This is a genomic window from Paucihalobacter sp. (assembly GCF_036825875.1).
In the GTDB taxonomy this organism is placed as follows: Bacteria; Bacteroidota; Bacteroidia; order Flavobacteriales; family Flavobacteriaceae; genus Paucihalobacter.
Genome location: NZ_DAISXK010000001.1, coordinates 66,977 through 89,594, shown reverse-complemented (window position 1 = coordinate 89,594; position 22,618 = coordinate 66,977). Strand labels below are relative to the sequence as shown.

Genomic DNA, 22,618 nt, shown 5'->3' with positions numbered 1-22,618 from the left:
ATAACTCTTCGATTAAAGGGCTAAAAATGTAGTTTTTTGCGCTTACACCGTCAGGTATGACAACAACTATGTGCTTTTTCATCAATCGAAATTATGAATATGATTTTCTGCAACCGCCCAATCCAGCTCTGTATCAAGATTCACATTGTTATAATCAGACAGCTCAATGCAACCTAAATTAGATCCCAAAAGTGTTTTCCGATATAAAATGGTTGGTGTTTTAGTAATATATATAGCACCGTCTCTGATGTAAGCTTTAGGCAAATCTTGACGTCGACTAATAATAGTAGCCTCACCAGTAGCAATCCTTAAAATACCGCTTTTGTCCTTTTCAAATACCCAATGCGGATTGTAGACGTGGGGTACTTCTTGCACACTCACCAAAGCTTCGTGTGTGCCATTTTTAAATTGAGTAATAGCAGCATCTATATGTACGGCGGTTCTGAAAGGTGTGGTCACTTGCAGCAAGCAAACCGCATTGTAGTTTCTATATAAATCATCAAGCGCTTCTAAAGCGTGTGCCACCACATCTATACTGGGCGTCGTATCTTCCGCTAATCGGGCTGGTCTTATAAAAGGTACTTCAGCTCCTAGTTTGGTCGCTAAAGTTGCTAATTCGGCATCTTCAGTGCTAACAACCACATCTGTTAATAGTTGTGATGCCAAAGCTGCTTCAATGGTGTATTGCATTAATGGTTTGCCGCAAAGCAATTTTTTATTCTTACCAGGAATGCCTTTACTTCCCGCCCTCATGGGTATCAAACCTAATATTCTCATTAGTAACTGATGGTTTTATGAAAGCGCAAAGGCACCTCAGCCAAAATAGTCGCTATCTTTTTTCCTGCCGTTCCATCACCATACAAGGTATCTGAGTTCAATCGGCTTCCTCGTTGTAACTGGGTATTAATCCCATCTGTAATGGCAGTAACATTATGGGCAACATCCAAAACATTAGCGGCTCTACTACGGCGGTGTTGTCTGCTGCCTATATTCACCACAGGAATACCCAAATAAGCACATTCCCTAATACCTGCACTACTATTGCCAATTAAGCACTTACTGTTGTACAACAGACTTAAAAAGTCCTCAGGCACCATGTTTTTAAAAAAATGAATGTGATGGGGTTGTTGCAATTCACGGTAGGTTCTAATGCCTTTGGAAGTACCATCGGCACCGGCATCTACATTGGGCCAAAACCAAAAGGCCGGTATTTGTAATTGATCCACCGCTTTAAGGGTGGCTACTATTTGCGCTTTGGCTTCGGCATACTCTGTAGTTACAGGATGTTGCATCACTACTACATAGCCTTTGTTCCAATCAATGGCCTTGCCTACACCGCCATATTTGGTAATGGGGTTAAAATCTAAAGTTGATGATTTCACAACTGCAGCTGCCAAATCAATGGACGGACAACCGGTGTTAAAAACCATTGCTTCATCTTCACCCATTTTAATTAATCGTTCTCTGGCATCTTCCGAAGCCACCAAATGAATATCTGCTAATTTACTATTGGCATGCCTTACTTTTTCATCAATGTTACCTGTAACCTCACCACCTTGTATATGCACCAGAGGTATGTTTTGATAGGAAGCTGCAATAGAGGTTGCTAAAGTTTCAAATCGGTCGGCAATCGTAACCACAGCATCAGGTTTTAAATTGTAGAAAGTATTGGCCAGTTCCATGACACCAAGTCCAGTGGTTTTTGCCATGGCTGTAGCGTTTTCTCCTTCTAGCACCATAAATACTTTGGCATTTATGGTAAAGCCATCAGCTTCAATATAATCCACTGCACTTCCGTAACGCTCCAACAAAGCAGAACCTGCCACCACCAGTTGTAAGTTGAGTTTAGGATGCGCTATAATGGCCTGTAAAGCCGTTTTAATGCGACTGTAAGACGGGCGTGCGGTAATAACTACGCAAATATTTCTTTGAGACATGACGTCTAAACGTTTCTTTTGGTGCGTAATATTACAATTTTTATCAGGCTTGTAAAAGTGAATTTTGAAATTAATATGAAGAAGCCGTCATTGCACGCCTTCGGCGGACAGGCGAGGGAGCGCAGGAAAGCCATCATCAACTAAAAACTGGAGTCATTCCGATGAGTGGAGCGACGAAGGAATCTCCTCGATGCTTATCCGCACCATAACGAGGAGACCCTCACCCACCAACTCCGTTGGGGGCACGGCGCACTCATTCCTCATGCTCAGGGTGACGGCTTGGGTGGGGTGTTGCTTAGGGTAACGGCATTGAGGTGTTGGTTTGTTGATAATTACTATATTTATATTCAAAAGCATACCTAATGAAACCCGGATTCGTGTATATACTAACCAACAAACATCACACTACCCTTTATACAGGTGTGACTTCTGTGATTGTTAAACGAATTCAACAACACAAAGAGAAATACGATCTGAAGTCGTTTACAGCGCGATATAATCTGGATAAATTGTTGTATTATCAGGCGTTTCAAATGATTGGAGATGCTATTGCACGTGAGAAGCAGATCAAGTCATGGAAGAGTGATAAGAAAATAGCACTCATCAATGGTTTTAATCCTGAATGGAAGGGTTTGTATGAGCTGATTGTTGAGGAATTTCCGGAATTTGATGGAGAGCATTGATTAACAAAAGGTTGTCATTGCCATGAGGGGATGCTTACGACCTCCTATCGTCTGTCTCAGCATGACGGCTTGGATGGGTAGTACGTCATTGCGAGCGAGGAACAAGCGTGGCAATCTCCTCGGTTGAGTTCGGCATTATCACGAGGAGACCCTTTCGCCTTCCTATAGTCAGGCTCAGGGTTACATTTAAGTTGAAGGTGGTATAGTAAAGCAGATCTGTCCTTGTGCTCAGGGTGACGGCTTGGGTGGGTGGTACGTCATTGCGAGCAGCGCAGCGACGCGGCAATCTCATCATCGCTTATATCATGCTTCGTTAAAAAATCCCACTGTCGTAACTCTTTGTTAAGCCTATGCCCTACCACCCGTTTATAATCCCGCGCATCAATACCAAAACCTTTGGGTTTCTTTGCCTCCAAATCCTCAAAACCCAGCACATGCCCTTTGGGTAAATGTTTATTAACCGCCAAAGACTTCTCAAATATCTGCTTTAAATCTTTAAAAGAAGTGGCACTAGTTTTATCAACCGGATTGGCCATCGCGCGCTCTAGCCTTCTGACACCCTTTACCAAATCCCGAACCTGTGCCACCGTCAATGATGAAGATGCATCAGGTCCCGAAGTATCGTGTGCGTCTAATATCACATGAAACTCTAGCAATTCAGCACCCAAGGCTACTGCTGCCAAGCAGGTTTCAGGGTGGGCGGAATGGTCTGAAAATCCCACTGGTATTCCATACCGTGCTTTTAACTCCCTAATCATATTAAGACCGTATTGCTCAGGTTGGGTTGGATAGGCCGTGGTGCATTGCATTACAGATACTGGGCTGTCTTTGTCTCGTAAAAAACGAACTGCATGGTCTAATTCTTCCAGGCTGCTCATACCTGAAGATAGTATGATGGGTTTGCCAGTTCGTGACAAACGCTCTAGTAAAAGCCCATTATTCACCTCACCCGAACCTACTTTATAACACTGCACCTGCAACTGTTGTAAAATATCCACGGCGATATTGCTAAACGGTGAGCATAAAAATTCCATTCCATGGGCCTCGCACTGTTCTTTAAGCGCGCCCCATTGGGCTATGTTAAATTCCATAGCGCGCCAATAGTCCATACGGCTGGCATAACCCGGCATAGGGATTCTAAAAGGTTCTTGTAAACTGCTCTCTGCGTCGGCAATGTGCATTTGAAATTTAATAGCATCTACGCCAGTATCTGATAAGGCTTTAATATAACTCATGGCTTTGTCGAACGATCCATTATGTGCTTGGGCAATTTCGGCGATTAAATATTTTTTATACATTTTTTTAAAATTCTAAAAACGTTAATAAATAGCATTCATAAATTTAGCTTCCCAAGTATCATACTCCCAAATATCAATTTTATTTTCAACTTTTGGAGCTCTATTATTGTAGAGTTCAGATATTAAATCGTTGCAACATTCAAACCAATCTTCAATTTTTGAAGATTTATCAATAAGATAAGTGTTGGGTAAGTCTTTCAATACTTCGGGAATGGCGCCTAGTTTTGATGCCACTACCATATTACCACATTTATAAGCTTCAATCATTGAAAGACCAAACCCTTCATCATACTGTGTTGTAAAGGTATAAATATTTGAAATTTTGAGATACTGAGCTAAATGTAAATTCGGCAATATCCCTAATTTTTTCGCATTTGTATGATTTAGAGTTTGCTCAGTTCCTATGGTTATTACTTTTAATTGGGGATATTTTTGCCATAACAGCTCAACTAAATTCTTAAAAATATAAAAACCCTTTTTGGGGCGGTCTTTGGCCATCCATAGCAATACTACATCATTTTCATTATATCCAAGGCTTTTTTTGAGCTGAATTTTTTCTTGCGTATCAAGTGCATAAAACACTTTTGAATCAACCGCATTTCCCACGACAGCGGTGTTTTGGTGGTAGTTGTGATGCGTATCTAAAAATTGAGCCTCTGCTAATTTAGATAAAAATAGAATTTGATGTAAGCCTGCCAACAGTTCAGGTTTTAAATTTAATTCAAAACCATGAAAGGAAAAAGTTATCTTCGCTTGCCAATTATGTTGCTTGTTTGCCCAAACTATGGCTTCTAGCAGATGCATATCATCCATGACTAGCAATGCCCATGTTTCGTTTTTTTTGATGATTCGCTTAAGAGCCTTGATATACTCTTTAGCTACCCAATGCTGTAACTGTACCTGTCTTAATCTTGGATACCAAGTAATAAAACTTCGTTTTTTACACTTTACACACGTATTTAAAGCGTTTGAAGGAGATAAAATATAATTAAAAAATGTTGGGTGGTGATTAATTAATTTTGTAAGCCTGTTGGTCCAACTACCAACAGTTTTTGAGGGTAGTTCTGTATTGGATATTAATACTTTATACATCTTAGGGCATTTATTAGTGTGTTAATGGATTTGCACTAAAGCTGGTGCCACCAACAAAATATCCATAAACATCTCCATGCGATTTCAAAGCCTTGAATCTAATATCACGTTTCTTTAAAAAATGTGACCAGTTGTCATAAATTTTAGATTCTCCTTTCCGTTTAATATCATCCAAAACAATAAAGAAATTATTATCTAAATTATCAATCACTTGATAAAGTGAACTTTCGCGAATTTTTTCATCATGTTTTGCACTCGGACCATCAACAACAACTACGTCAAATCTATGACCTCTTATAAAGCTATTTATCAAAGATTCATCATACCATAAAACGTTATCATAATTCGACTTTAATGGACTCACCAAGATTTTAACTACTTCTTCACAGCCAAATTTGATTAATTGCTCCTGAATAAATTGAGCCCAATCAATATTGTCTTCAATTGAATAAATACTACATGTTATATTGTTAGCTTTAATATATCTTGCCATTATAATAGTTGATAAGCCTGAACCAAATTCTAACACCTTCTTGCGACTATTCAGATTTATATCGTTTATAATGTGCAAGATAGTATTTGGGTTTAAGGAAAAGGGTGTGAATGGCAGCACTGTACCCGCTGGAAATAAATCATGTATAATTAAGGAAGCGAAACCATCGTAGCTATTTCTTGACAGCTTATCAAAATAAAATTTTAATCTAATATTCTCTTTGATTTTTTGTAGAAACATAATTAATAATCTTGATAGGCTAAACCCAATCTGTTCAAAAAAAACAATTTAAATTTTTGATTCTTTTTCAAGAATGTTTGAAGTAACACACCAAATTTTCTTCCAAAAAAACGAGTACGGTTCGGATAAAAATTTTCAAATGAATAATATTCCAATCTATGATTTTTATTTATGGTCTTATTATACTCATCTAGCATCCAATCTTCAAAAACATTTCCCATGTGGTAAACATAGCATTTGGTAGTAGCGATCCTTAATAGTCCTAAGTCCTCGTTTGGTTTGTCAATGTACAAATTTTCTACACCACCAACGATTTTGATACTGGTTGGACTATTATTACCTTTATCTAATACTATTCTTTTCATTGTAGCCACAAAATGCCCGCCTCCCATTACCGCACAACTGGAATTTGATTTATTGGCTATGGTTAAATAGCGTTTTAAGTGTATTTCTTTTAGAAGTGATTTGTTATTTCCTAGACTCTGGTCAAACATAATCAATCCTTTTGCATCTTCAACATCTTTAAACCTTAAGCCACCTTTAAATAGTCCGTAATACCAATTGTTGGCGCAATAACTAAACAAACCTTTACTACTTGGCATCGGACAGACCATTCCGGCCTCAGGAAAATCATAATGCAATTTTTCAACACTTTTCTGCCATTCATTCTTAAACAGTACATCGGCATCCGTTATGGTTAACAAAGGTTCTACATTTCCTTTTGCCCCAGCCAATATAGCATTGATTTTACCAACATTTATTTTTGAATTAATCACTTGGTCAATTAGCTCTTGATTTTGGTATTGAGCATTGATATAATCTGTTGCTGCCTCGCAGCAGCCGTTATTGTAAATAGTTATTCTAGTTTTATCATGAATGGTATTGAGCAGTGATTCTAAACAAAGTTTGAATGTTTTTAAAGCATCTTTAAAGTAACCTTCCTCATTAGGTATGTAAACTGGTATTATGATACGATGATACGCTTCGCTACTAAGAACATTATTTACCTTTTCAGGATTTTCACCTATTCTCATAAAATGCTGTTAGTTGTTGCAAACCAGTTTCTAAAGAGATTAAAGGCCTATTTAATAGGGCCTTCATTTTTGTAGTATCCGGACACCGACGTGTCATATCGCCTTCTTCTAAAGGTGGTAGATGAATAATCTCGGATTTAGATTGGGTGATGCTAATTATTTTTTTTGCTAAATCAAGAATTGTTATTTCTTGATCGCTACCTACATTCAAAACATCGTTCTTGCAATTTGGATCTGTCATTGCTTTTATACAAGTATCCACGTTATCATCTACATAGCAAAATGAACGTGTCTGCATGCCATCGCCATAAATATTAATAGGTTGGTTTTTTAAGGCGGCTTTTAAAAATCTTGGTACTACAAAATCATCGCTTTGGTTGGGACCATAGGTATTAAAAAATCTAAAAATGGTGTAATCTAAAAAATATTCTTGGTGATAGGCCCTAAAAAAAGCTTCTCCTACATTTTTAACAATGGCGTAAGGGAGTCTAGAATTTAATGGTGTGGTAAGTTCATTCTGCGGGATTTCAAAGGGTTCGCCATAAACTTCAGAAGAGCTAGAATAAAACACTCGTTTAACACCTGTATTTTTTGATAGCATCAATATGTTTTTGATACCTTCTATGTCATGCAGTACTTGCATAGGATGTTTTAGCGTACGCTTTACACCTACCATGGCAGCGTAATGAAACACATAATCGAAATTATATCTACCAAAAATAGCAACAACATCATTGTAGTTATTTACATCTGCGGAAATTAGAATGACATTTCCTATCTTTGGCACCTTATAATAACTACCTGTACTCAAATTATCTACAATTACAATGAGGTTATCTGGGTTTTTGGATAGTTTATCAGCTAATGCACTGCCTATATTTCCGGCGCCGCCGGTGATTAAGATTGCACTCATAAATTCAATATCTTCTTTGTTAACAGCTTCACATTATTGATGTTTAAAAACCAAAAGTAATTTATTTTGAATAAATCTAACAGTACTCCCCAAAAATCATAACGCAACATTTTTAAACGCATTTGACATAAATTTTGTCTTAACTTAAAAAATTCGTGTTTTGAAATAATATTTAAATCATATAGAGATTTCAATAATTTTAATAAAACAAACGGTAATGATTTATAAATGCTCAAATCAGACGACATATTTTCCTCATGTTTACGATAAAATACCAGAGGCTTATCTATATAGTAAAACTTAGTGTAAAATGAATTTCTAGTAAAAAATTCAACGTCTGCGTACGTTGGTTCTATTTCTTCGTTAAATAGTCCAACCTTATTAACTAATTCTTTTCGAATTAGGGGTGTTGGCATCATGATTGTCCAATTACCCATCATTTTTAGTTTAACATCGCCATGCTTTGTATCTGGGGAACCTGGCCTACCAACCACCTTATCTTGAACAATGCCGTCTTTATCAATTATGGCGCAATAGCTATGTACTAAATCAAAATCTTTATTTTTCTCAAGAATATCAACTTGTTCCTCAATTTTGGTTGGTATCCACAAATCATCATCATCAACGAAGGCCAAGTACTTACCTTTGGATAATTTTATACCTATATTTCTCGGTTTTGCAGGGCCACCACTATTTTGAATTTTTTTATATAAAAGATTCTTATACTTTTTACAAATCAAATCATTTTGGTTTCCTTCTGTACCATCATCAACCACAATAATCTCAATGTTCTTATAGGTCTGTTCACTAATGCTACGCAAAGTGAGTTCTAAATATTCTGGACGATTATAAGTAGGCACTATAACACTTACTAATGGAATTTTACTTATTTCCAACCCATTCGTTTTTTAAATCGTTTTAAAATACCGTATGACGTATTTCGCTGACATTCAGATAGTTTTTGATGTAATGTTGTAATGGTTTTCATATCATTGTAATACAAGCCATAAAGTTCCCTAAACATACGTTCATCCTCTTTCTTCTTTTTGTTTTTATAGTTAGCATCATTGCTAAATCCATGAAGGTCAAATAAAGTTAATGCGTAAGGAATGTGGGTAAATGTAAATTTCCCGCTTAAAAAGCATTTTAAATAAAATGCCCGATCGCTCACCATTTTGTAGGTTTCATCATAATAACCCATTAGCTCAAACACGCTTTGATGAAAGAGGGTGCTTTGATGCGGAAGCGATGTTCTCATAAAATAATATGGTGATAGGTGGTCAGGATAAACTTTACCACCTTTTTCATATTGATAATCTCCATATATAATGTCCCCTTGAAAAAGTTTGTGTTTTATAAAATCCTCTAAAGCATTATTTGAAGTTAAGCAATCACCACTATTTAAAAATAACAAATATTCTCCTTTGGCTAGCTTAATAGCTTTGTTCATGGCATTGAAAATACCACTGTCGGGTTCGCTTTGCCAAAAATTTATATGCTCCCGATTTTGTTCAATGATATCTAAACTACCATCGTCTGAATTGCCATCCATAATGAAAAACTCATAATCTTTAAAAGTTTGACTAATTACAGAGTTGATTGTAGCCATCAAACCAGCTCGATTATTTAGGTTTATTGTTATTATTGACAGCTTTGGTGTCATATTTAAAGTACAGTTCTATAAATATTTATATGTTTATTTACCACAAGTTCCGGATTAAAATGTTTTTTAGCAAACTCAAAGATATATCTTGGGTCATAACCATTTGAGTTCTTTATAAACATTTCAATACCATCTTTTAATGCAATAGCGCTTATTTCATGAATCAAAACTCCTGTTTTATCATCAATAACAAAGTCTTTTGCACCACTATTTAAAAAGGATATTACTGGAACGCCGCAGGCCAGTGACTCTAACATTACATTTGGCAAATTGTCTTCTCTGCTAGGCATTACAAAAGCATCGGCTAAATTAAATACTTCTGCCATGGTGTTTTGATCTTCAATTCTGCCAAAATTAACAACTTTATGGTTTACAAAATTTGGCACATTCCCACTTCCAACGGTAATGATTGTAACTTGAGTATCCATAAGTTTCAATGCATCAAAAAGTAAATCTACTCCTTTTCTGTGTACATCAATACGGTCGGCAACAAAAAGCAAAACAGGACTAGAAGAGTCAATGTTAAAATTTTTACGCAATTTTTGCTTGTCAAGTATTTTGAAAAAATTAAAATCAATTGTGTAGGGTACATTTGCCAATTTAATGTCAATTAAATTCGTCTTTTCCTTAGCCTTATTTAAAATCCAGTTGGAAGGAAAAATAAGGCACGACAAGGTCGATTTTTTTAATTGTAATTTTTTATAATTGATTATTTCGTGGTCTAATTTTCTGATGAGATCATAATTTTCAAAATGATCATTTTCATAATGAAATATGCCTTGAAATGGATTCATGTCATGAAATGTCCAAATTAATTTTTTATTTACTGAGGAGAAAAAAGATTTATAATCAATAAAATCGCCTACCCAATGTAAATGGATTACATCCGCCTCCTGAACCAACGGATGATTATGAAGTTTAAAATGACTAAAAGGTAAAGACGCTATTTCGCAATTTAATTGCCCTTTAAATTTATTTAATTTTTTTCTATATAGAAAGGCTCTTGTTGGAAAAAAAATATTTGCTAATTTCAAATTAGCCCTTTTAAATAGCGTTGGTTTAAGGTAGCTGAAAAAGGCATCATTTATTATATCACCATTGTAATTTATAGTTTTGTCAATAGAAACAAATGCCACCTGAACATCACTAAAGTTTTGTAAAGCTTTGAAAAGTCGTAATGCGGCAACTCCCGCGCCTCCTTTTGTCTTTGACGTGACATGAACAATTTTCATTTAATTAGGTTTATAGAATCAAAACTCAATTTTCCCAATGTAGAATTGTCAAAACTATAGTAACTCATAAATGATTTTAATTTTTTGTACTTGGTTTTTTTTCCTACAACCTTATATTTTTTATTAAACAGAACCAATATTAATAAGGGTAAATAAATAATAAAATATGTGAAATAAGCATTTTTAACGAAAACTAAAAGATTTTTTAAAAGCAATTTATATCGCCTCAACGACCAAAACAAAATTCCGTAAGATAGGGACAATCCTAAAATTCGTCTTTTTAATTCAGTTTGATTACATGGCAAGACCTTTATATGATTTAACAGATTATTTACAAACTTTATTTTAGCTTTAAGATGCGAATCTTTATGTGTTTTTTTAGATTCTTTGTCAGGGCTTGCCATTCTTATATAAACATCAGGTCTATTATGAGATTTGACGTAGTTTGGAAAATTACAAAGAAGCTGGACGAAAAAATCTAAATCTTGATGGTGATCTAACTGCTCGTCAAATGTCAAATTATTTTGCATCAAGTAGTGCACATTTAAAAGTGCAGAACTTGTGTTCCATGGATAATCAAAGCTAATAAAACGTGCCAAATCGCAATCTTCTTTTTCTAGGATATTAGGAATATGGTTTGAATCTCCTGGTTTGTAATTAAATAATAAAGATTGAAAAATATAAAAATCATACGCACCACTAGCAAAATAAAAATTGATTCTCCTTTCAAGACAATCCAAAAATAAAATATCATCGGAATCTAAAAACATTATTAAATCACCATTACAAATTTCAAGTCCATAATTTCTGCATGCATTTGCTCCCTTAGGTTTTCGTTCAGGACGTAAAACATATTTAAAACAGGAATCCTGATTTACATAGTAATGTACCTTTGCATCAGTTTTATCTGTAGACCCATCATCCACCACAATACACTCCCAGTTGGTATAGGTTTGGGCCAAGACGCTGTCAAGAGTCTCTCCTATTAGATGGGCTCGGTTGTAGGTCGGGATTATTATTGAGACCAGTGGTTGTTCAGTAAGCACGCATGTAAGTATTTAACATTCACATTTAGTCAGCTAATTTAACCCATTTTACTGCAATTGCAAACAACTTATGTCGCGTATTCTCGGCTCAGTTGTTCGGCTTCACCTCTCAAGATAGCCTCTATGCGTTTTTCGCTAAGGTCATAAGCCTTACAAAATCCTTGAATGCTTATAAAAGTTTCATCGGGTAAACCAATACGCTCATGGGCTTTACTTATTCGTTTTCTCGCGGTTCGACCGCAACATCCAAAGATAACCTTAACATCTTCGATGTATAGAAATGGGGACTTCTGTTTCATCTTACTAAAATTTAATTATTATTCTCTTCTTGACTTAACAGCCAACAAGTCATAGTAAATGAAATTAATTCAATGGATCACTAATAAATACTTGCCTCAATGGCCGTCTTAACCTAAATAGCTTTTAAATTCAATAAAACAATTTAATGGTATGACTTTTTATCGAACCTTATAAAACTACTCTTAACAAATTTAATATACATTTTAAAAAACATCGTTAATAAATCTAATTTTTCGATTAAATGTTTTATAATGTAAGAAATTATATATATATCTTAAAATAAGCAACTTATCGTATAAATAATACACTTTATCGATACATTTTTACAAATGTTGTATTACCAAAACCTTATACCGATATTTTATTAAATTTCAACGCTACTTTAAAAACCCATCCTTCCGAGGAACGCAGCGAGCCTGTGCTGAGCGCAGTCGAAGTAAAGGAACCTCATCGATGCCTATCTGTACTTTCTAAAACCTACAAAGTTATTTTAGGACGGGTCAACCTAACCCTTGCCTAACCCTTACTTAATGCTTACTTAATGGATACTTAATGGATACCTAATGACAACCTAATGAAAACCTAATGAAAACTTTAAAATGCTAAAAAGTTTCCACATACCAAGGCCATATCCCAACAAAGGTAAAAAAGGTAAAAAAATGTAAAAATATAACCACTTTTTAACGAAAATAAACCCTTTAGTCAAATGCGAGAAAGATCAGTAAAAAAAAATATAATTATCTGTAAATATGGTATTTACATATTAATTAATCAAATTCTCATTCTATATTTGTCTCAACAATTAAAGCAGTGGCCAATCCCGAAACCAAGGTAGTTGATAGGTCGACATATCAAACCGGTTCGAACCCGGGAGCAACCACTGCCAATTGTTATTAAATTATTGTTTAACGACTACATAGGTAGTCATAAATTTAAAAAGAGATGGCAAAGACAAGATCCCTATTAAATATCGAAGGTACCCTAGGAGAGATGACCTTCTACAAAGATGGCGACGGATACAAAATCCGTACTAAAGGCGGTGTTTCAAAAAACCGCATCGAAACAGATCCAGCATTTGTGAGAACACGCGAAAATATGGGCGAGTTCGCACAAAGTGCCACTATCGGTAAGCAATTACGCTTAGCAGCTATAGACCTAATGGCCGATGCCAAAGACAAACGCGTTACCAGTCGTTTAACCAGAGTGATGAGCAAGGTGAGAAACCAGGACACCACTTCGGTACGCGGACAACGAAAAGTCTATATCGGTCTCAGTACACCCGAAGGCCGCGCCGCATTAAAAGGATTCGAATTTTACGGTCGCTCTACATTAAGCAGCGTATTGTTAGCCGATTACAACCTTGATACGGTAACGGGCGAAGTGTCAATAATAGATTTTATCCCCGCACGACGGCTTAACTTCCCGCAAGGGGCAACAAATGTAAGCCTAAGCTGTGGATTCTTAAATCTGGATTTTGAGACGGGAGATAAGGCGCTGGAGTTGAGTAACGTGGTAAACTTGCCCATAAATTTAACGGCAACCACTGTGACCTTAACACCTCCTGCCGCGCCTGCCGGTACCGGCAACCAACTTTATTTTTTGAAAGTAGCATTTTTTCAAGAAATGAATGCAGTGCAGTACCCGCTCAATAACGGCGCTTTTAATGCCTTACAACTTATTGAAGTATTGTAAGCCTTAAGAGTGAAACGTTAGGAAACCCGACTGTGGCAAGTCGGGTTTTTTTATAATTATAAATAATGTTGTCCTATTTTGGAATTCACTGCTCTACTTCTTTCTATCTTAGGCTTTAATGACTTTATTAAATTTAACTCTCGCCAATATTGGTTTGCACGCCTAAATTTTAAATTTAATTGAAGTTTTAAAACTAAAATTTTTAGTTTTCTGGTTTTTATATCAATCTTATTTTCGTTGTTGATATTTGCGTAAACTACCTTATATTTCTTTTCTATCTCGTTAAAATAAGACTCACTAAAAACTTCAGGTTTTTCATAAATTCTATCTGCTCTGTCGTGAATTATATAAGTATTCGGTATAACGCCTATTTTGAAACCATGATAACTTACGCGTTGACAATAATTATCATCTTCTCCATAATGAAAAAATAAGGGATCAAAACCGCCCACAGTTTCCAGACATTTCCTTGAAATTAACCAGGCCGCAGCATTTACAAATGGTACTTCGTAAATTGCTGGTTTCCTATTTCCCAACACATAATCTGAATAAAAACTACCAGTTTTTTCTCTTAGCATAAAATTTGAGAAATTTTTATCAAGCTTTTGTTTATTAGCAGTAATGTGAATTGGGCTTAATATACCATACTCGACGTTACTTTTCTGAAAGCTTATCAGATTATCCAATACATCGTCAACTAGGTAAGCGTCTTGATTCAGTAGTAAAACGTGCTCTGCCACACCATCTAAGGCATAACGGATACCAATATTATTGGCTTGGCCAAAACCCAAATTATGCGTTTGCGGTAATAAAGTGACGTTTGCGTAATTATTCTGAATATGAGAAAGCGTTTGATCTGTAGAAGCATTGTCTACCACAACAACAGGACAAGAGCCAACGCTTTGTAAACATTTGTCAATCCAAGGCATAGCGTTATAGGTGACGATGATTATAGTTGCCGGATATGCTTTTATTACTTTCTTCTCCAAAATTTCTTTACTACTTTTAATGGTTTAAGTATGAAATCCCCAAGTTTATATGAATTTGAATTATAAACTATTTTAAGTTGGTTTTCTATAAAATTTGAATCAATTAACTCTTTACCATCAAATATTGAGTCCTTTAATAATTTTAGCTCACTATTGGAGCATTGTGCAATTAAAAAATGAGGATCAGAATCTATGGTTTTAACTTCAGTGAAATTTCCTGAATAAAACTCAAAATCCCTTCGTTTTTTGTCCTCTATAATAATTGAGTTACCATTAATAAAACTTTGACTTAACAAACGGTGATTGTTAAAATATTTATCCACCAGATCAACAAATTGTTGTTTGTACAATTCCTTTACATGAAATTGATTTTGATAATTCCTTAAATCTGAATAATAATGTTTATCGGGAGTAGAAATTAAAAGTGTACCATCAGTCTTTAAAACGCGTTTAATTTCAGTCATCATTTCATCATGCTGATCATGGTGCTCTAAAGTTTCAAAACTTACAACCATATCTACGGAATTATCTTCTAAAGGAATCGCACTAGTTGAACCTTCCAGAAACTGTAAATTCTTATGTGCATATTTTTTTGTAGCAAATGTAACAATCTCTCTATCTATATCAACTCCATAAACAAATTTAGCGTTTCTACTCATTAAATAACTGCCATAACCTTCACCAGAAGCAATATCCAGAACAGTTTTATGCTTAATTATTTCTAGCGCAAGAGCATATCTGTGAAGATGTTTTACCGTATTATCATTGTGAACACTAGTCAATAAACGCTCGCCTGTGAATTCTAATTTCATAGATTGTTCGAAAAATAGTCTGTTATCTTATTTTCTTTAAATAACCATTCACGTTAAAAGTAGCATTTTTACCAAACATGTCGCACCATTTTCTGTCTACGTTAAACTCTGGGTGTTCAGGCAAAAATTCACGAATAGCACGAAGCGGACCTCCATTATATTTCTTTTCTAATCCTAGTTCATTTATGATTCCATCCTCTACAATAAAGTAGGATTCTTTAGAAACTAATGGATGAAATTTATTCAATACACCAATGGTGTCTTCATACATATGTGAAGCATCTTCAATGATAAGAATTTTATCAAATCCTTTTGCCATCTCTAAATTATATCCAGCCCAGCCGTCTGTGAAGAAACTTATTCTCTCGTGTTTTTTAACTATTGACTCAACCTCATCAACAATATCGATAGTGTGAATTATGCCCTTACCAAAGCTATCTAATAAATCTGCCAAGTAATAGGCCCCACCGCCTTTTCTTGTCCCAATTTCTATAATTAAATCGGGTTGAACTTCAGATATAATCATTTGATATATCACATAATCAAACGGACATCTAATTGCTTTCACACCCCGATAAGTGACTTGGTGATGACCTTTATCTATAGATGCTATACTAACCTTTACCGCTTCTTCTTTTTTAATTTTACTTAACCTTATCATGTAATATATTCTTTCTTGATTCCCATTTTAAATTAGGTCGAATGATTCCTGGCAAACTTCCCACATAATCTCCACGTGTTGGACTTTGATTCATGTCTTCAATAATATTAAAGGCAATGGCATCATTTTCATGGAAATGCACGCTAAAAGGATCATGTGTAACCAAAGCTACACCAACCACAATGACGCCCTCTGAAAATAAATTCTCAAAAACCCATACAGTTGTTTCATAAACGCCTTCACTTTTTCTTTCATGATACAAACTGGTATTACTTTCATGTGAATCAAATATATTAACACCACTAGAGTTAAAGAAATTTAGTGCCGAATGAATTTTATGCCCAGGTTTTAAAACTTGATATCTTATTGTAATACCTATTTTTTCGGTAATCTTGAAGTTTTCTGATGATTCATGATTTTTATTGTGTGCTTTTGCAGACAAAATTTTAACAATCTCATTGCCATTATTATTTTGCCATAATTTTTCAGCTGTAGCGCCAAACTCGGTACTAAGATAAGTGTCGATTATTTTGGAAACTTTGCCATCTTCGATAATACGCCCATTTTTCATAAGAATAGCGCGTGTGCACAAACGCATAATCGAATCCATATTATGACTCACAAACAAAACAGTACGCCCATCACCCTTACTAATATCCTGCATCTTCCCAATGGCCTTTTTCTGGAACTCAGCATCGCCAACCGCTAGTACCTCATCAACCACCAATATATCAGGTTCTAGGTGTGCAGCCACCGCAAAGGCCAAACGCACCCGCATACCGCTACTATAGCGTTTTACAGGCGTATCAATATAGCGTTCGCAACCGCTAAAGGCTACGATCTCTTCTTCTTTGGCTTTGATTTCGGCTTTGGTCATGCCCAAAATAGCACCGTTTAAATAAATGTTCTCTCTTCCGGTCATTTCGGGGTGAAATCCTGTTCCTACCTCCAGCAATGAGGCAATGCGTCCGCGGGTTTTGATTTCACCTGTGGTGGGCGTTGTTACTCTACTCAATATTTTTAGCAAAGTACTTTTACCTGCACCGTTTTTTCCAATAATCCCCAGTACCTCACCTTGTTCTACTTCAAAATTAATGTCCTGCAAAGCCCATACATACTGGCTTTCGGCTTTGGTACTGCGGTCATTAACCGCACCAACCTTTAAATAAGGATCTTCCTTACCCCGTACCTTATGCCACCAACGGTTCAGGTCGTGACTTATGGTGCCAGTGCCTACTAAGCCTAGGCGGTATTGTTTTGATATATTTTCAGCTTTTAATATTATCATATTTTCATTTAAAATCACAGTCATTGCGAGCAGCAAAGCGAGCCTGTGCTGAGCGAAGTCGAAGTAAAGCAACCTCCTCCTCCCCATTTCCCAACTCTATTAACCTCTCTCCAACTTGTTGGGTTGAAGCAACCTCATCCCGCATTCCCAAACTCTACTAAAACTTTCCAATACAAATCTCTCTAAACAGCATTCACACTCTCAATCAACGCCACCTTCTTTGCCCCCCGTTAGCTATCGGGGCCAACAGCTTTTAATTATTTTCCTCTCGCTATCACCTCCGTCATCGATCTCAATGCCTTATAATACAACAACTTATACAGGTTGTAACGCGCTGTAAAAGAACCTGGATACCTTTTTTCTTTACGCTGTTTCATCCTTTGAACAATCTGGGATGTTACACCTACGTATAAAGTGGTATGATTCTTATGAGTGAGGATGTAAACAAGCCCAGGTTTCAATTGACTGCCGTATTTTAAAGGGTTAAATATAGGATTAATTTGGGTTTTGTGCTATTGGGGTGTGGAGTTTTTATGAGGGATTTTACTTGCTCGGTGAGCTTGCTTTACTTCGACTTCGCTCAGCACAGGCTCGCTACGCTCCTCGCCTGTCTGCCGAAGCAGGCAATGATACCAGTTTGTCGTTTTTACAATTATGTCCTATTTATCCTAACAATGGACAATACGTCCAAGCTAAAGCAACCAGAACAAGGACGGTCCTTGCGAACCCCAACGAAGTTGGGGGTGAAGCAACCTCTTTCCACCCCATTTCCAAACACCATTAAGCACTCAAAACTAAAAAGGTGAAACAACCCCATCCCGCATTCCTAATACCAGCTAAACAGTATCCACAAAACTCTTCTCCGTTTTATTAAAAATCACCAAACCAAGCAAAAACAACACAACACTTACCGCAAATGTGTAAATTAATCCACTCCAACTAAAACTGCCACTATTAAGCAACATAAACCTGAAACCTTCTACTATTTGGGTTAACGGATTGTACTCCACAAATGGTACCACCCAATCTGGAAACTTCAGTCTGGCTTCGGCGACGGGATAAGGCACGGCAGAAACATACATCAATAATTGCACTCCAAAAGTCACTAAAATAGTGAGGTCACGGTACTTAGTGGTAAGCGATGAAATAATCATCCCTAAACCCAAGCCCAACAGAGCCATCATGAAGACATATACAGGAAATAATAATAGATTATAATTGAAGCCAAGATTCGCTCCTTGAAAAGCAAAGTATATATAGAATGCTATAAAAATACCTAGCTGAATGCCAAACTTCAATAAGTTAGACACGGTAATAGACATGGGCATAATCACACGTGGAAAATACACCTTACCGAAGATGCTTTGATTTTTCACAAAGGTATCTGATGTGCCAGTGAGGCATTCTTTAAAATAGTTCCAGGCAGTAATACCAGCTAGGTTAAATAAAAATGGTGGTACGCCACCAGTTTGAATATTGCCCAAATTGTTAAATACTAAGGTGAATATAACCGAAGTAAACAGTGGCTGAATCACATACCACAACGGCCCTAAAATTGTCTGCTTATATAAAGTTACCACATCCCGCTTTACAAATAGGACCAGCAAATCGCGGTAACGCCAGATCTCTTTTAAGTTAAGAGACAACGGGTTTTGCTTTGCCGAAATGGTGTACAACCAGAGTTGCTCTTGTTGAGTGTGGGTTGGTTTGTTCATTACGGGGTCGAAGATAATAAATTTCAAATATCAATTAACAATCCGATAAAGATCGGGACCAAATTTTCCTGAATTAAACCCATAATCATCAATTCGATTTTTATCAAGAGTAGCATAAGTGAAATTATATCAAAAGTAAACCAAAACGCAGCAAACCATTACCCATTTTAAACCGTCAATCTATTTCATGGTCTAAACTTCTCACTTTCCACTTTCCACTTCTAATATCATAAATCAAATATCCCTACTTTTGTAAGAAGAAAAAACTTATGACAAAGGCAAACATCATCCAAGGTATCAAGGAGCAGCAACCTGATATTTCATATAAAGTAAAAGAAAAAACAGAATTCTTTACCCAACTATTGTTTAAGTGTTTGTTTGATAAAGATGCCTCGCTGGAAGCTGGTCTCACCGATTTAGAACACACTTTTAATGAACTGGCAGATATTGTTTGCTGGAACCAAGCTAAAAACTGTCATAAGATTTGGGAAGATTATATGCAGCAGCTCCCCGAAATATTAAAGATGCTAAATATGGATGCGAAATCCTTAGACGACAACGATCCTGCGGCCCTGTCGGTTGAAGAGGTGTATCTATGTTATCCCGGATTTTATGCCACGGCTGTGTACCGCTTGAGCAGACCATTGTTTTTGAAAGGGTTTCCACTTATACCCCGACTCATGACGGAGTATGCCCATCGTATTACGGGTGTGGATATCCATCCAGGGGCTGACATTGGATCTTCGTTTTTTATCGACCATGCCACAGGGATTGTTATTGGTGAAACCTCAGTGATTAAAAATAACGTCCGAATGTATCAAGGCGTAACGTTAGGCGCTTTATATGTGACCAAATCAGTGAAAGGCACCAAACGACACCCAACGGTGGAGGACAATGTGACTATTTATGCCAACGCCACAATTTTAGGTGGAAACACCGTAATTGGTGCCAATAGCATAATTGGTGGGAATGTTTGGATTACCAGTTCGGTACCACCAAACTCTATTGCCTACCACACACCGGAAATTAAAATAAAACCTGCTAATAGTAAGGAAAACCTATGAATCCATCTATATTAGAGTTAATAGGCAATACGCCACTAGTAAAATGTCGGAACTTAAATCCCAACCCTAAAGTGTCACTTTATTTTAAGATGGAAGGTCACAATCCTGGTGGCAGTGTTAAAGACCGTGCGGCTTATAACATTCTAAAAAGTGGCTTAGACCGCGGCACGATTACCCAAAGCACCAAACTTATAGAAGCTACCAGTGGTAATACAGGGATTGCCCTAGCAATGATAGCAGGTATATTTAAGTTGAACATTGAGCTAGTGATGCCTGAAAATTCTACCAAAGAACGCGTACAAACCATGCGGGCTTATGGCGCAACGGTTACACTTACCCCAGCAGATGTGGGTATTGAAGGTGCCAGAGATTATGCAGAAACCAAATGTAAGAACGGGGACTATTTGATGCTCAATCAATTTGGCAACGACGACAATTGGAAAGCGCACTACAAAACCACTGGTCCTGAAATATGGCGTGATACGGATGGTCAAGTAACGCATTTTGTGTCTTCTATGGGAACTACAGGAACCATTATGGGTACCTCTACTTTTTTAAAAGAACAAAACAATTCGGTTCAAATTATTGGCGTTCAGCCTACCGATAACTCCAAAATTCCTGGCATTAGAAAATGGCCGGAGGCCTATTTGCCCAAGATATTTAATCCGTCTAAAGTAGATACGATATTGGAAGTGAGCGAGGCCCAAGCTAAGGTCATGACCCAACGACTTGCTAAAGAAGAAGGGATTTTCGCGGGTATGAGCAGTGGTGGTTGCACCCATGCGGCATTAGAGCTGTGCAAAACACTCGACAGTGGTTTGGTAGTCTCTATTATTTGCGACCGTGGTGATCGGTATTTGTCTTCGGATTTGTTTGAGTAACACTGTAACATGGATTACACGGACTGCATGGATTACGCTATGTAATCTGAAAATAACACCATGCCTTTGGTGATGGGATAACTTAACCACAAAGTCCGCAAAGAAGACATGAAGTTCACAAATAAAAAGTGCATATAATAATACACAACTCTCTGTCCTTTGTGAAAAACTCTATGCCTTCGTGGTTAAAAAAACAGAGCACTGATGTCTCAGATTACAATGTAAATAATAAATAAATGTTAGAGCATTAATGAAAAACACCATCTCCTAACAGGCTGGATAATTTAACCACAAAGTTCACAATGAAGTCACGAAGTTCACAAAGAAAAAATAATATAAAAACTCCGTGTCTTTATGTTAAACTTAGTGCCCTTAGTGGTTTTGTGATGAAAATATTTAACACAGAGACACAGAGTTCACAAAGAAAAGTCTCTGTGACCTTTGTGACTTCGTGGTTAAAAAAACAGAGCACTGATGTCTCAGATTACAATGTAAATAATAAATAAATGTTAGAGCATTAATGAAAAACACCATCTCCTAACAGGCTGGATAATTTAACCACAAAGTTCACAATGAAGTCACGAAGTTCACAAAGAAAAAATAATATAAAAACTCCGTGTCTTTATGTTAAACTTAGTGCCCTTAGTGGTTTTGTGATGAAAATATTTAACACAGAGACACAGAGTTCACAAAGAAAAGTCTCTGTGACCTTTGTGACTTCGTGGTTAAAAAAAACCAATTATCTATTAATCAGATTACAAAGTTCATAAAACAAAAAAAAAGGATAACCATCGGCTATCCTTTTAGTATTTTACTGTTTTGGTAAATTAGAACATAATGTTATAAGTAGCACCTAAGCCAACCACCTGAATGTCGAATTCATTTTCAGCAAAGGTGTTTTGGTAGAAAGCATAAAAATTCCATTTTACATTGTGGTAACCAATGTGTGGATTCACATATACACCACCGCTATTGTCATTAGCATTCGTTAAAAAACCATAACCAAAATCCGCTCCGAAGAACAAGCCTTTGTTTGTGGCGTAATATCTTGCAAAACCTGCTAAAGGAATTAGGCCAAGATCATCAAAATTATCTTTACCAAAAAAATGATTGTAACCTGAAGCCACACCAATTCCGAAGTTAGGATTTACCAAGTATTGAGCTCTCACATCGGCTCCTAGCGTAAAAGAACTAAAATCGGCAGTATCACCTACAGGCGCACCAATTGTAATTCCAGTTTTGAACCAAGAGTTTTCAGGAGTGATTTCAATATTATCCTGAGAAAAAGCAAAACCTGTTGCAAGCACACTAAATACTAATAAGATTTTTTTCATGTTTAAGTTTAAATTATAGTTATAGGTATTGACAGTTCAATATCTATGCCAGTAATGAAAACTAGGTATAATAGGTGGCGCTTACTTCATCATTAAAACACTCAGAATTCGCAACCTTTATCCCACTACCTTGAACATGAGATGCGGAGGACGGAAGATGAAAGACCTAAGATTTTTTTTCTATTTTCTGTTCACTGTTCACTTTCCACCACCACCACTAACTCTGAACTCCGAACTCATAACTCATAACT

23 protein-coding genes are annotated in these 22,618 nt (G+C 36.4%); 4 read left to right on the top strand and 19 right to left on the bottom strand.

Going from position 1 to position 22,618, the window contains the following annotated elements; all coding sequences use genetic code 11:
• Positions 1–81: 81 nt before the first annotated feature.
• Both V7Z48_RS00445 and neuC read right to left on the bottom strand, forming a co-directional pair.
• Positions 82–777 carry an acylneuraminate cytidylyltransferase family protein gene (locus V7Z48_RS00445; RefSeq protein WP_334111408.1) on the bottom strand — a complete coding sequence of 232 codons (696 nt, stop codon included), beginning with the start codon at positions 775–777 and terminating at the stop codon, positions 82–84.
• The gene (neuC, locus tag V7Z48_RS00440; RefSeq protein WP_334111407.1) at positions 777–1,937 is read right to left on the bottom strand and encodes a UDP-N-acetylglucosamine 2-epimerase; all 1,161 of its coding nucleotides are present in this window, start codon (positions 1,935–1,937) and stop codon (positions 777–779) included. The genes V7Z48_RS00445 and neuC overlap by 1 nt, the downstream gene beginning before the upstream one ends.
• Positions 1,938–2,299: 362 nt before the next feature.
• Between neuC and V7Z48_RS00435 the strand changes: the two genes are divergently transcribed.
• Positions 2,300–2,620 carry a GIY-YIG nuclease family protein gene (locus V7Z48_RS00435; protein WP_334111406.1) on the top strand — a complete coding sequence of 107 codons (321 nt, stop codon included), beginning with the start codon at positions 2,300–2,302 and terminating at the stop codon, positions 2,618–2,620.
• Between the two features lie 257 nt (positions 2,621–2,877).
• Here the strand turns inward: V7Z48_RS00435 and V7Z48_RS00430 are convergent, their stop codons facing one another.
• From V7Z48_RS00430 to V7Z48_RS00385, 10 genes are all read right to left on the bottom strand, one after another.
• Positions 2,878–3,918, bottom strand: coding sequence for an N-acetylneuraminate synthase family protein (locus V7Z48_RS00430; RefSeq protein ID WP_334111405.1), 1,041 nt, complete (start codon positions 3,916–3,918; stop codon positions 2,878–2,880).
• A gap of 21 nt (positions 3,919–3,939) precedes the next feature.
• Positions 3,940–5,010: a glycosyltransferase family 4 protein gene (locus V7Z48_RS00425; RefSeq protein WP_334111404.1), complete on the bottom strand. Its 1,071-nt coding sequence runs from the start codon at positions 5,008–5,010 to the stop codon at positions 3,940–3,942.
• Between the two features lie 13 nt (positions 5,011–5,023).
• Positions 5,024–5,743, bottom strand: a complete 720-nt coding sequence (locus V7Z48_RS00420; RefSeq protein WP_334111403.1) for a hypothetical protein — start codon at positions 5,741–5,743, stop codon at positions 5,024–5,026.
• Positions 5,744–5,745: 2 nt separating this feature from the next.
• The gene (locus V7Z48_RS00415) at positions 5,746–6,777 is read right to left on the bottom strand and encodes a glycosyltransferase (RefSeq protein ID WP_334111402.1); all 1,032 of its coding nucleotides are present in this window, start codon (positions 6,775–6,777) and stop codon (positions 5,746–5,748) included.
• Positions 6,764–7,690, bottom strand: coding sequence for an NAD-dependent epimerase/dehydratase family protein (locus V7Z48_RS00410; protein ID WP_334111401.1), 927 nt, complete (start codon positions 7,688–7,690; stop codon positions 6,764–6,766). Before V7Z48_RS00410 ends, V7Z48_RS00415 begins: the two co-directional genes overlap by 14 nt.
• Positions 7,687–8,586: a glycosyltransferase gene (locus V7Z48_RS00405; RefSeq protein ID WP_334111400.1), complete on the bottom strand. Its 900-nt coding sequence runs from the start codon at positions 8,584–8,586 to the stop codon at positions 7,687–7,689. The genes V7Z48_RS00410 and V7Z48_RS00405 overlap by 4 nt, the downstream gene beginning before the upstream one ends.
• Positions 8,577–9,353: a glycosyltransferase family 2 protein gene (locus V7Z48_RS00400; RefSeq protein WP_334111399.1), complete on the bottom strand. Its 777-nt coding sequence runs from the start codon at positions 9,351–9,353 to the stop codon at positions 8,577–8,579. Before V7Z48_RS00400 ends, V7Z48_RS00405 begins: the two co-directional genes overlap by 10 nt.
• A 2-nt stretch (positions 9,354–9,355) precedes the next feature.
• Positions 9,356–10,585 (bottom strand): glycosyltransferase, encoded by a 1,230-nt coding sequence (locus tag V7Z48_RS00395; protein WP_334111398.1) that lies wholly within the window; start codon positions 10,583–10,585, stop codon positions 9,356–9,358.
• A complete protein-coding gene (locus V7Z48_RS00390; protein WP_334111397.1) occupies positions 10,582–11,631 on the bottom strand; it encodes a glycosyltransferase family 2 protein in 1,050 nt (349 codons plus the stop codon). The genes V7Z48_RS00395 and V7Z48_RS00390 overlap by 4 nt, the downstream gene beginning before the upstream one ends.
• Before the next feature lie 68 nt (positions 11,632–11,699).
• Complete coding sequence (locus tag V7Z48_RS00385) at positions 11,700–11,930, bottom strand: hypothetical protein (RefSeq protein ID WP_334111396.1); 231 nt, start codon at positions 11,928–11,930, stop codon at positions 11,700–11,702.
• A gap of 943 nt (positions 11,931–12,873) precedes the next feature.
• On the opposite strand from V7Z48_RS00385, the gene V7Z48_RS00380 reads away from it, so the two are divergent.
• On the top strand, positions 12,874–13,623 hold the full coding sequence (locus tag V7Z48_RS00380; protein WP_334111395.1) for a hypothetical protein: 750 nt from the start codon (positions 12,874–12,876) through the stop codon (positions 13,621–13,623).
• Between the two features lie 56 nt (positions 13,624–13,679).
• On the opposite strand, the gene V7Z48_RS00375 is transcribed toward V7Z48_RS00380, so the two are convergent.
• The 6 genes from V7Z48_RS00375 to V7Z48_RS00350 form a co-directional block, all read right to left on the bottom strand.
• On the bottom strand, positions 13,680–14,612 hold the full coding sequence (locus V7Z48_RS00375) for a glycosyltransferase family 2 protein (protein ID WP_334111394.1): 933 nt from the start codon (positions 14,610–14,612) through the stop codon (positions 13,680–13,682).
• Positions 14,597–15,424 (bottom strand): class I SAM-dependent methyltransferase, encoded by an 828-nt coding sequence (locus tag V7Z48_RS00370; RefSeq protein ID WP_334111393.1) that lies wholly within the window; start codon positions 15,422–15,424, stop codon positions 14,597–14,599. The genes V7Z48_RS00375 and V7Z48_RS00370 overlap by 16 nt, the downstream gene beginning before the upstream one ends.
• A 22-nt stretch (positions 15,425–15,446) precedes the next feature.
• A complete protein-coding gene (locus tag V7Z48_RS00365) occupies positions 15,447–16,085 on the bottom strand; it encodes a CmcI family methyltransferase (RefSeq protein ID WP_334111392.1) in 639 nt (212 codons plus the stop codon).
• The gene (locus V7Z48_RS00360) at positions 16,069–17,373 is read right to left on the bottom strand and encodes an ABC transporter ATP-binding protein (protein ID WP_334111391.1); all 1,305 of its coding nucleotides are present in this window, start codon (positions 17,371–17,373) and stop codon (positions 16,069–16,071) included. The genes V7Z48_RS00365 and V7Z48_RS00360 overlap by 17 nt, the downstream gene beginning before the upstream one ends.
• A gap of 257 nt (positions 17,374–17,630) precedes the next feature.
• A complete protein-coding gene (locus V7Z48_RS00355) occupies positions 17,631–17,834 on the bottom strand; it encodes a GIY-YIG nuclease family protein (RefSeq protein ID WP_334111390.1) in 204 nt (67 codons plus the stop codon).
• Positions 17,835–18,209: 375 nt separating this feature from the next.
• Positions 18,210–19,088 (bottom strand): ABC transporter permease, encoded by an 879-nt coding sequence (locus V7Z48_RS00350; RefSeq protein WP_334111389.1) that lies wholly within the window; start codon positions 19,086–19,088, stop codon positions 18,210–18,212.
• Between the two features lie 269 nt (positions 19,089–19,357).
• Between V7Z48_RS00350 and epsC the strand changes: the two genes are divergently transcribed.
• Both epsC and cysM read left to right on the top strand, forming a co-directional pair.
• On the top strand, positions 19,358–20,152 hold the full coding sequence (gene epsC / locus V7Z48_RS00345; protein WP_334111388.1) for a serine O-acetyltransferase EpsC: 795 nt from the start codon (positions 19,358–19,360) through the stop codon (positions 20,150–20,152).
• Positions 20,149–21,033, top strand: coding sequence for a cysteine synthase CysM (gene cysM, locus V7Z48_RS00340; protein ID WP_334111387.1), 885 nt, complete (start codon positions 20,149–20,151; stop codon positions 21,031–21,033). Before epsC ends, cysM begins: the two co-directional genes overlap by 4 nt.
• An 827-nt stretch (positions 21,034–21,860) precedes the next feature.
• Here cysM and V7Z48_RS00335 read toward each other — a convergent pair.
• Positions 21,861–22,367: a hypothetical protein gene (locus V7Z48_RS00335; protein ID WP_334111386.1), complete on the bottom strand. Its 507-nt coding sequence runs from the start codon at positions 22,365–22,367 to the stop codon at positions 21,861–21,863.
• Positions 22,368–22,618: the final 251 nt, after the last annotated feature.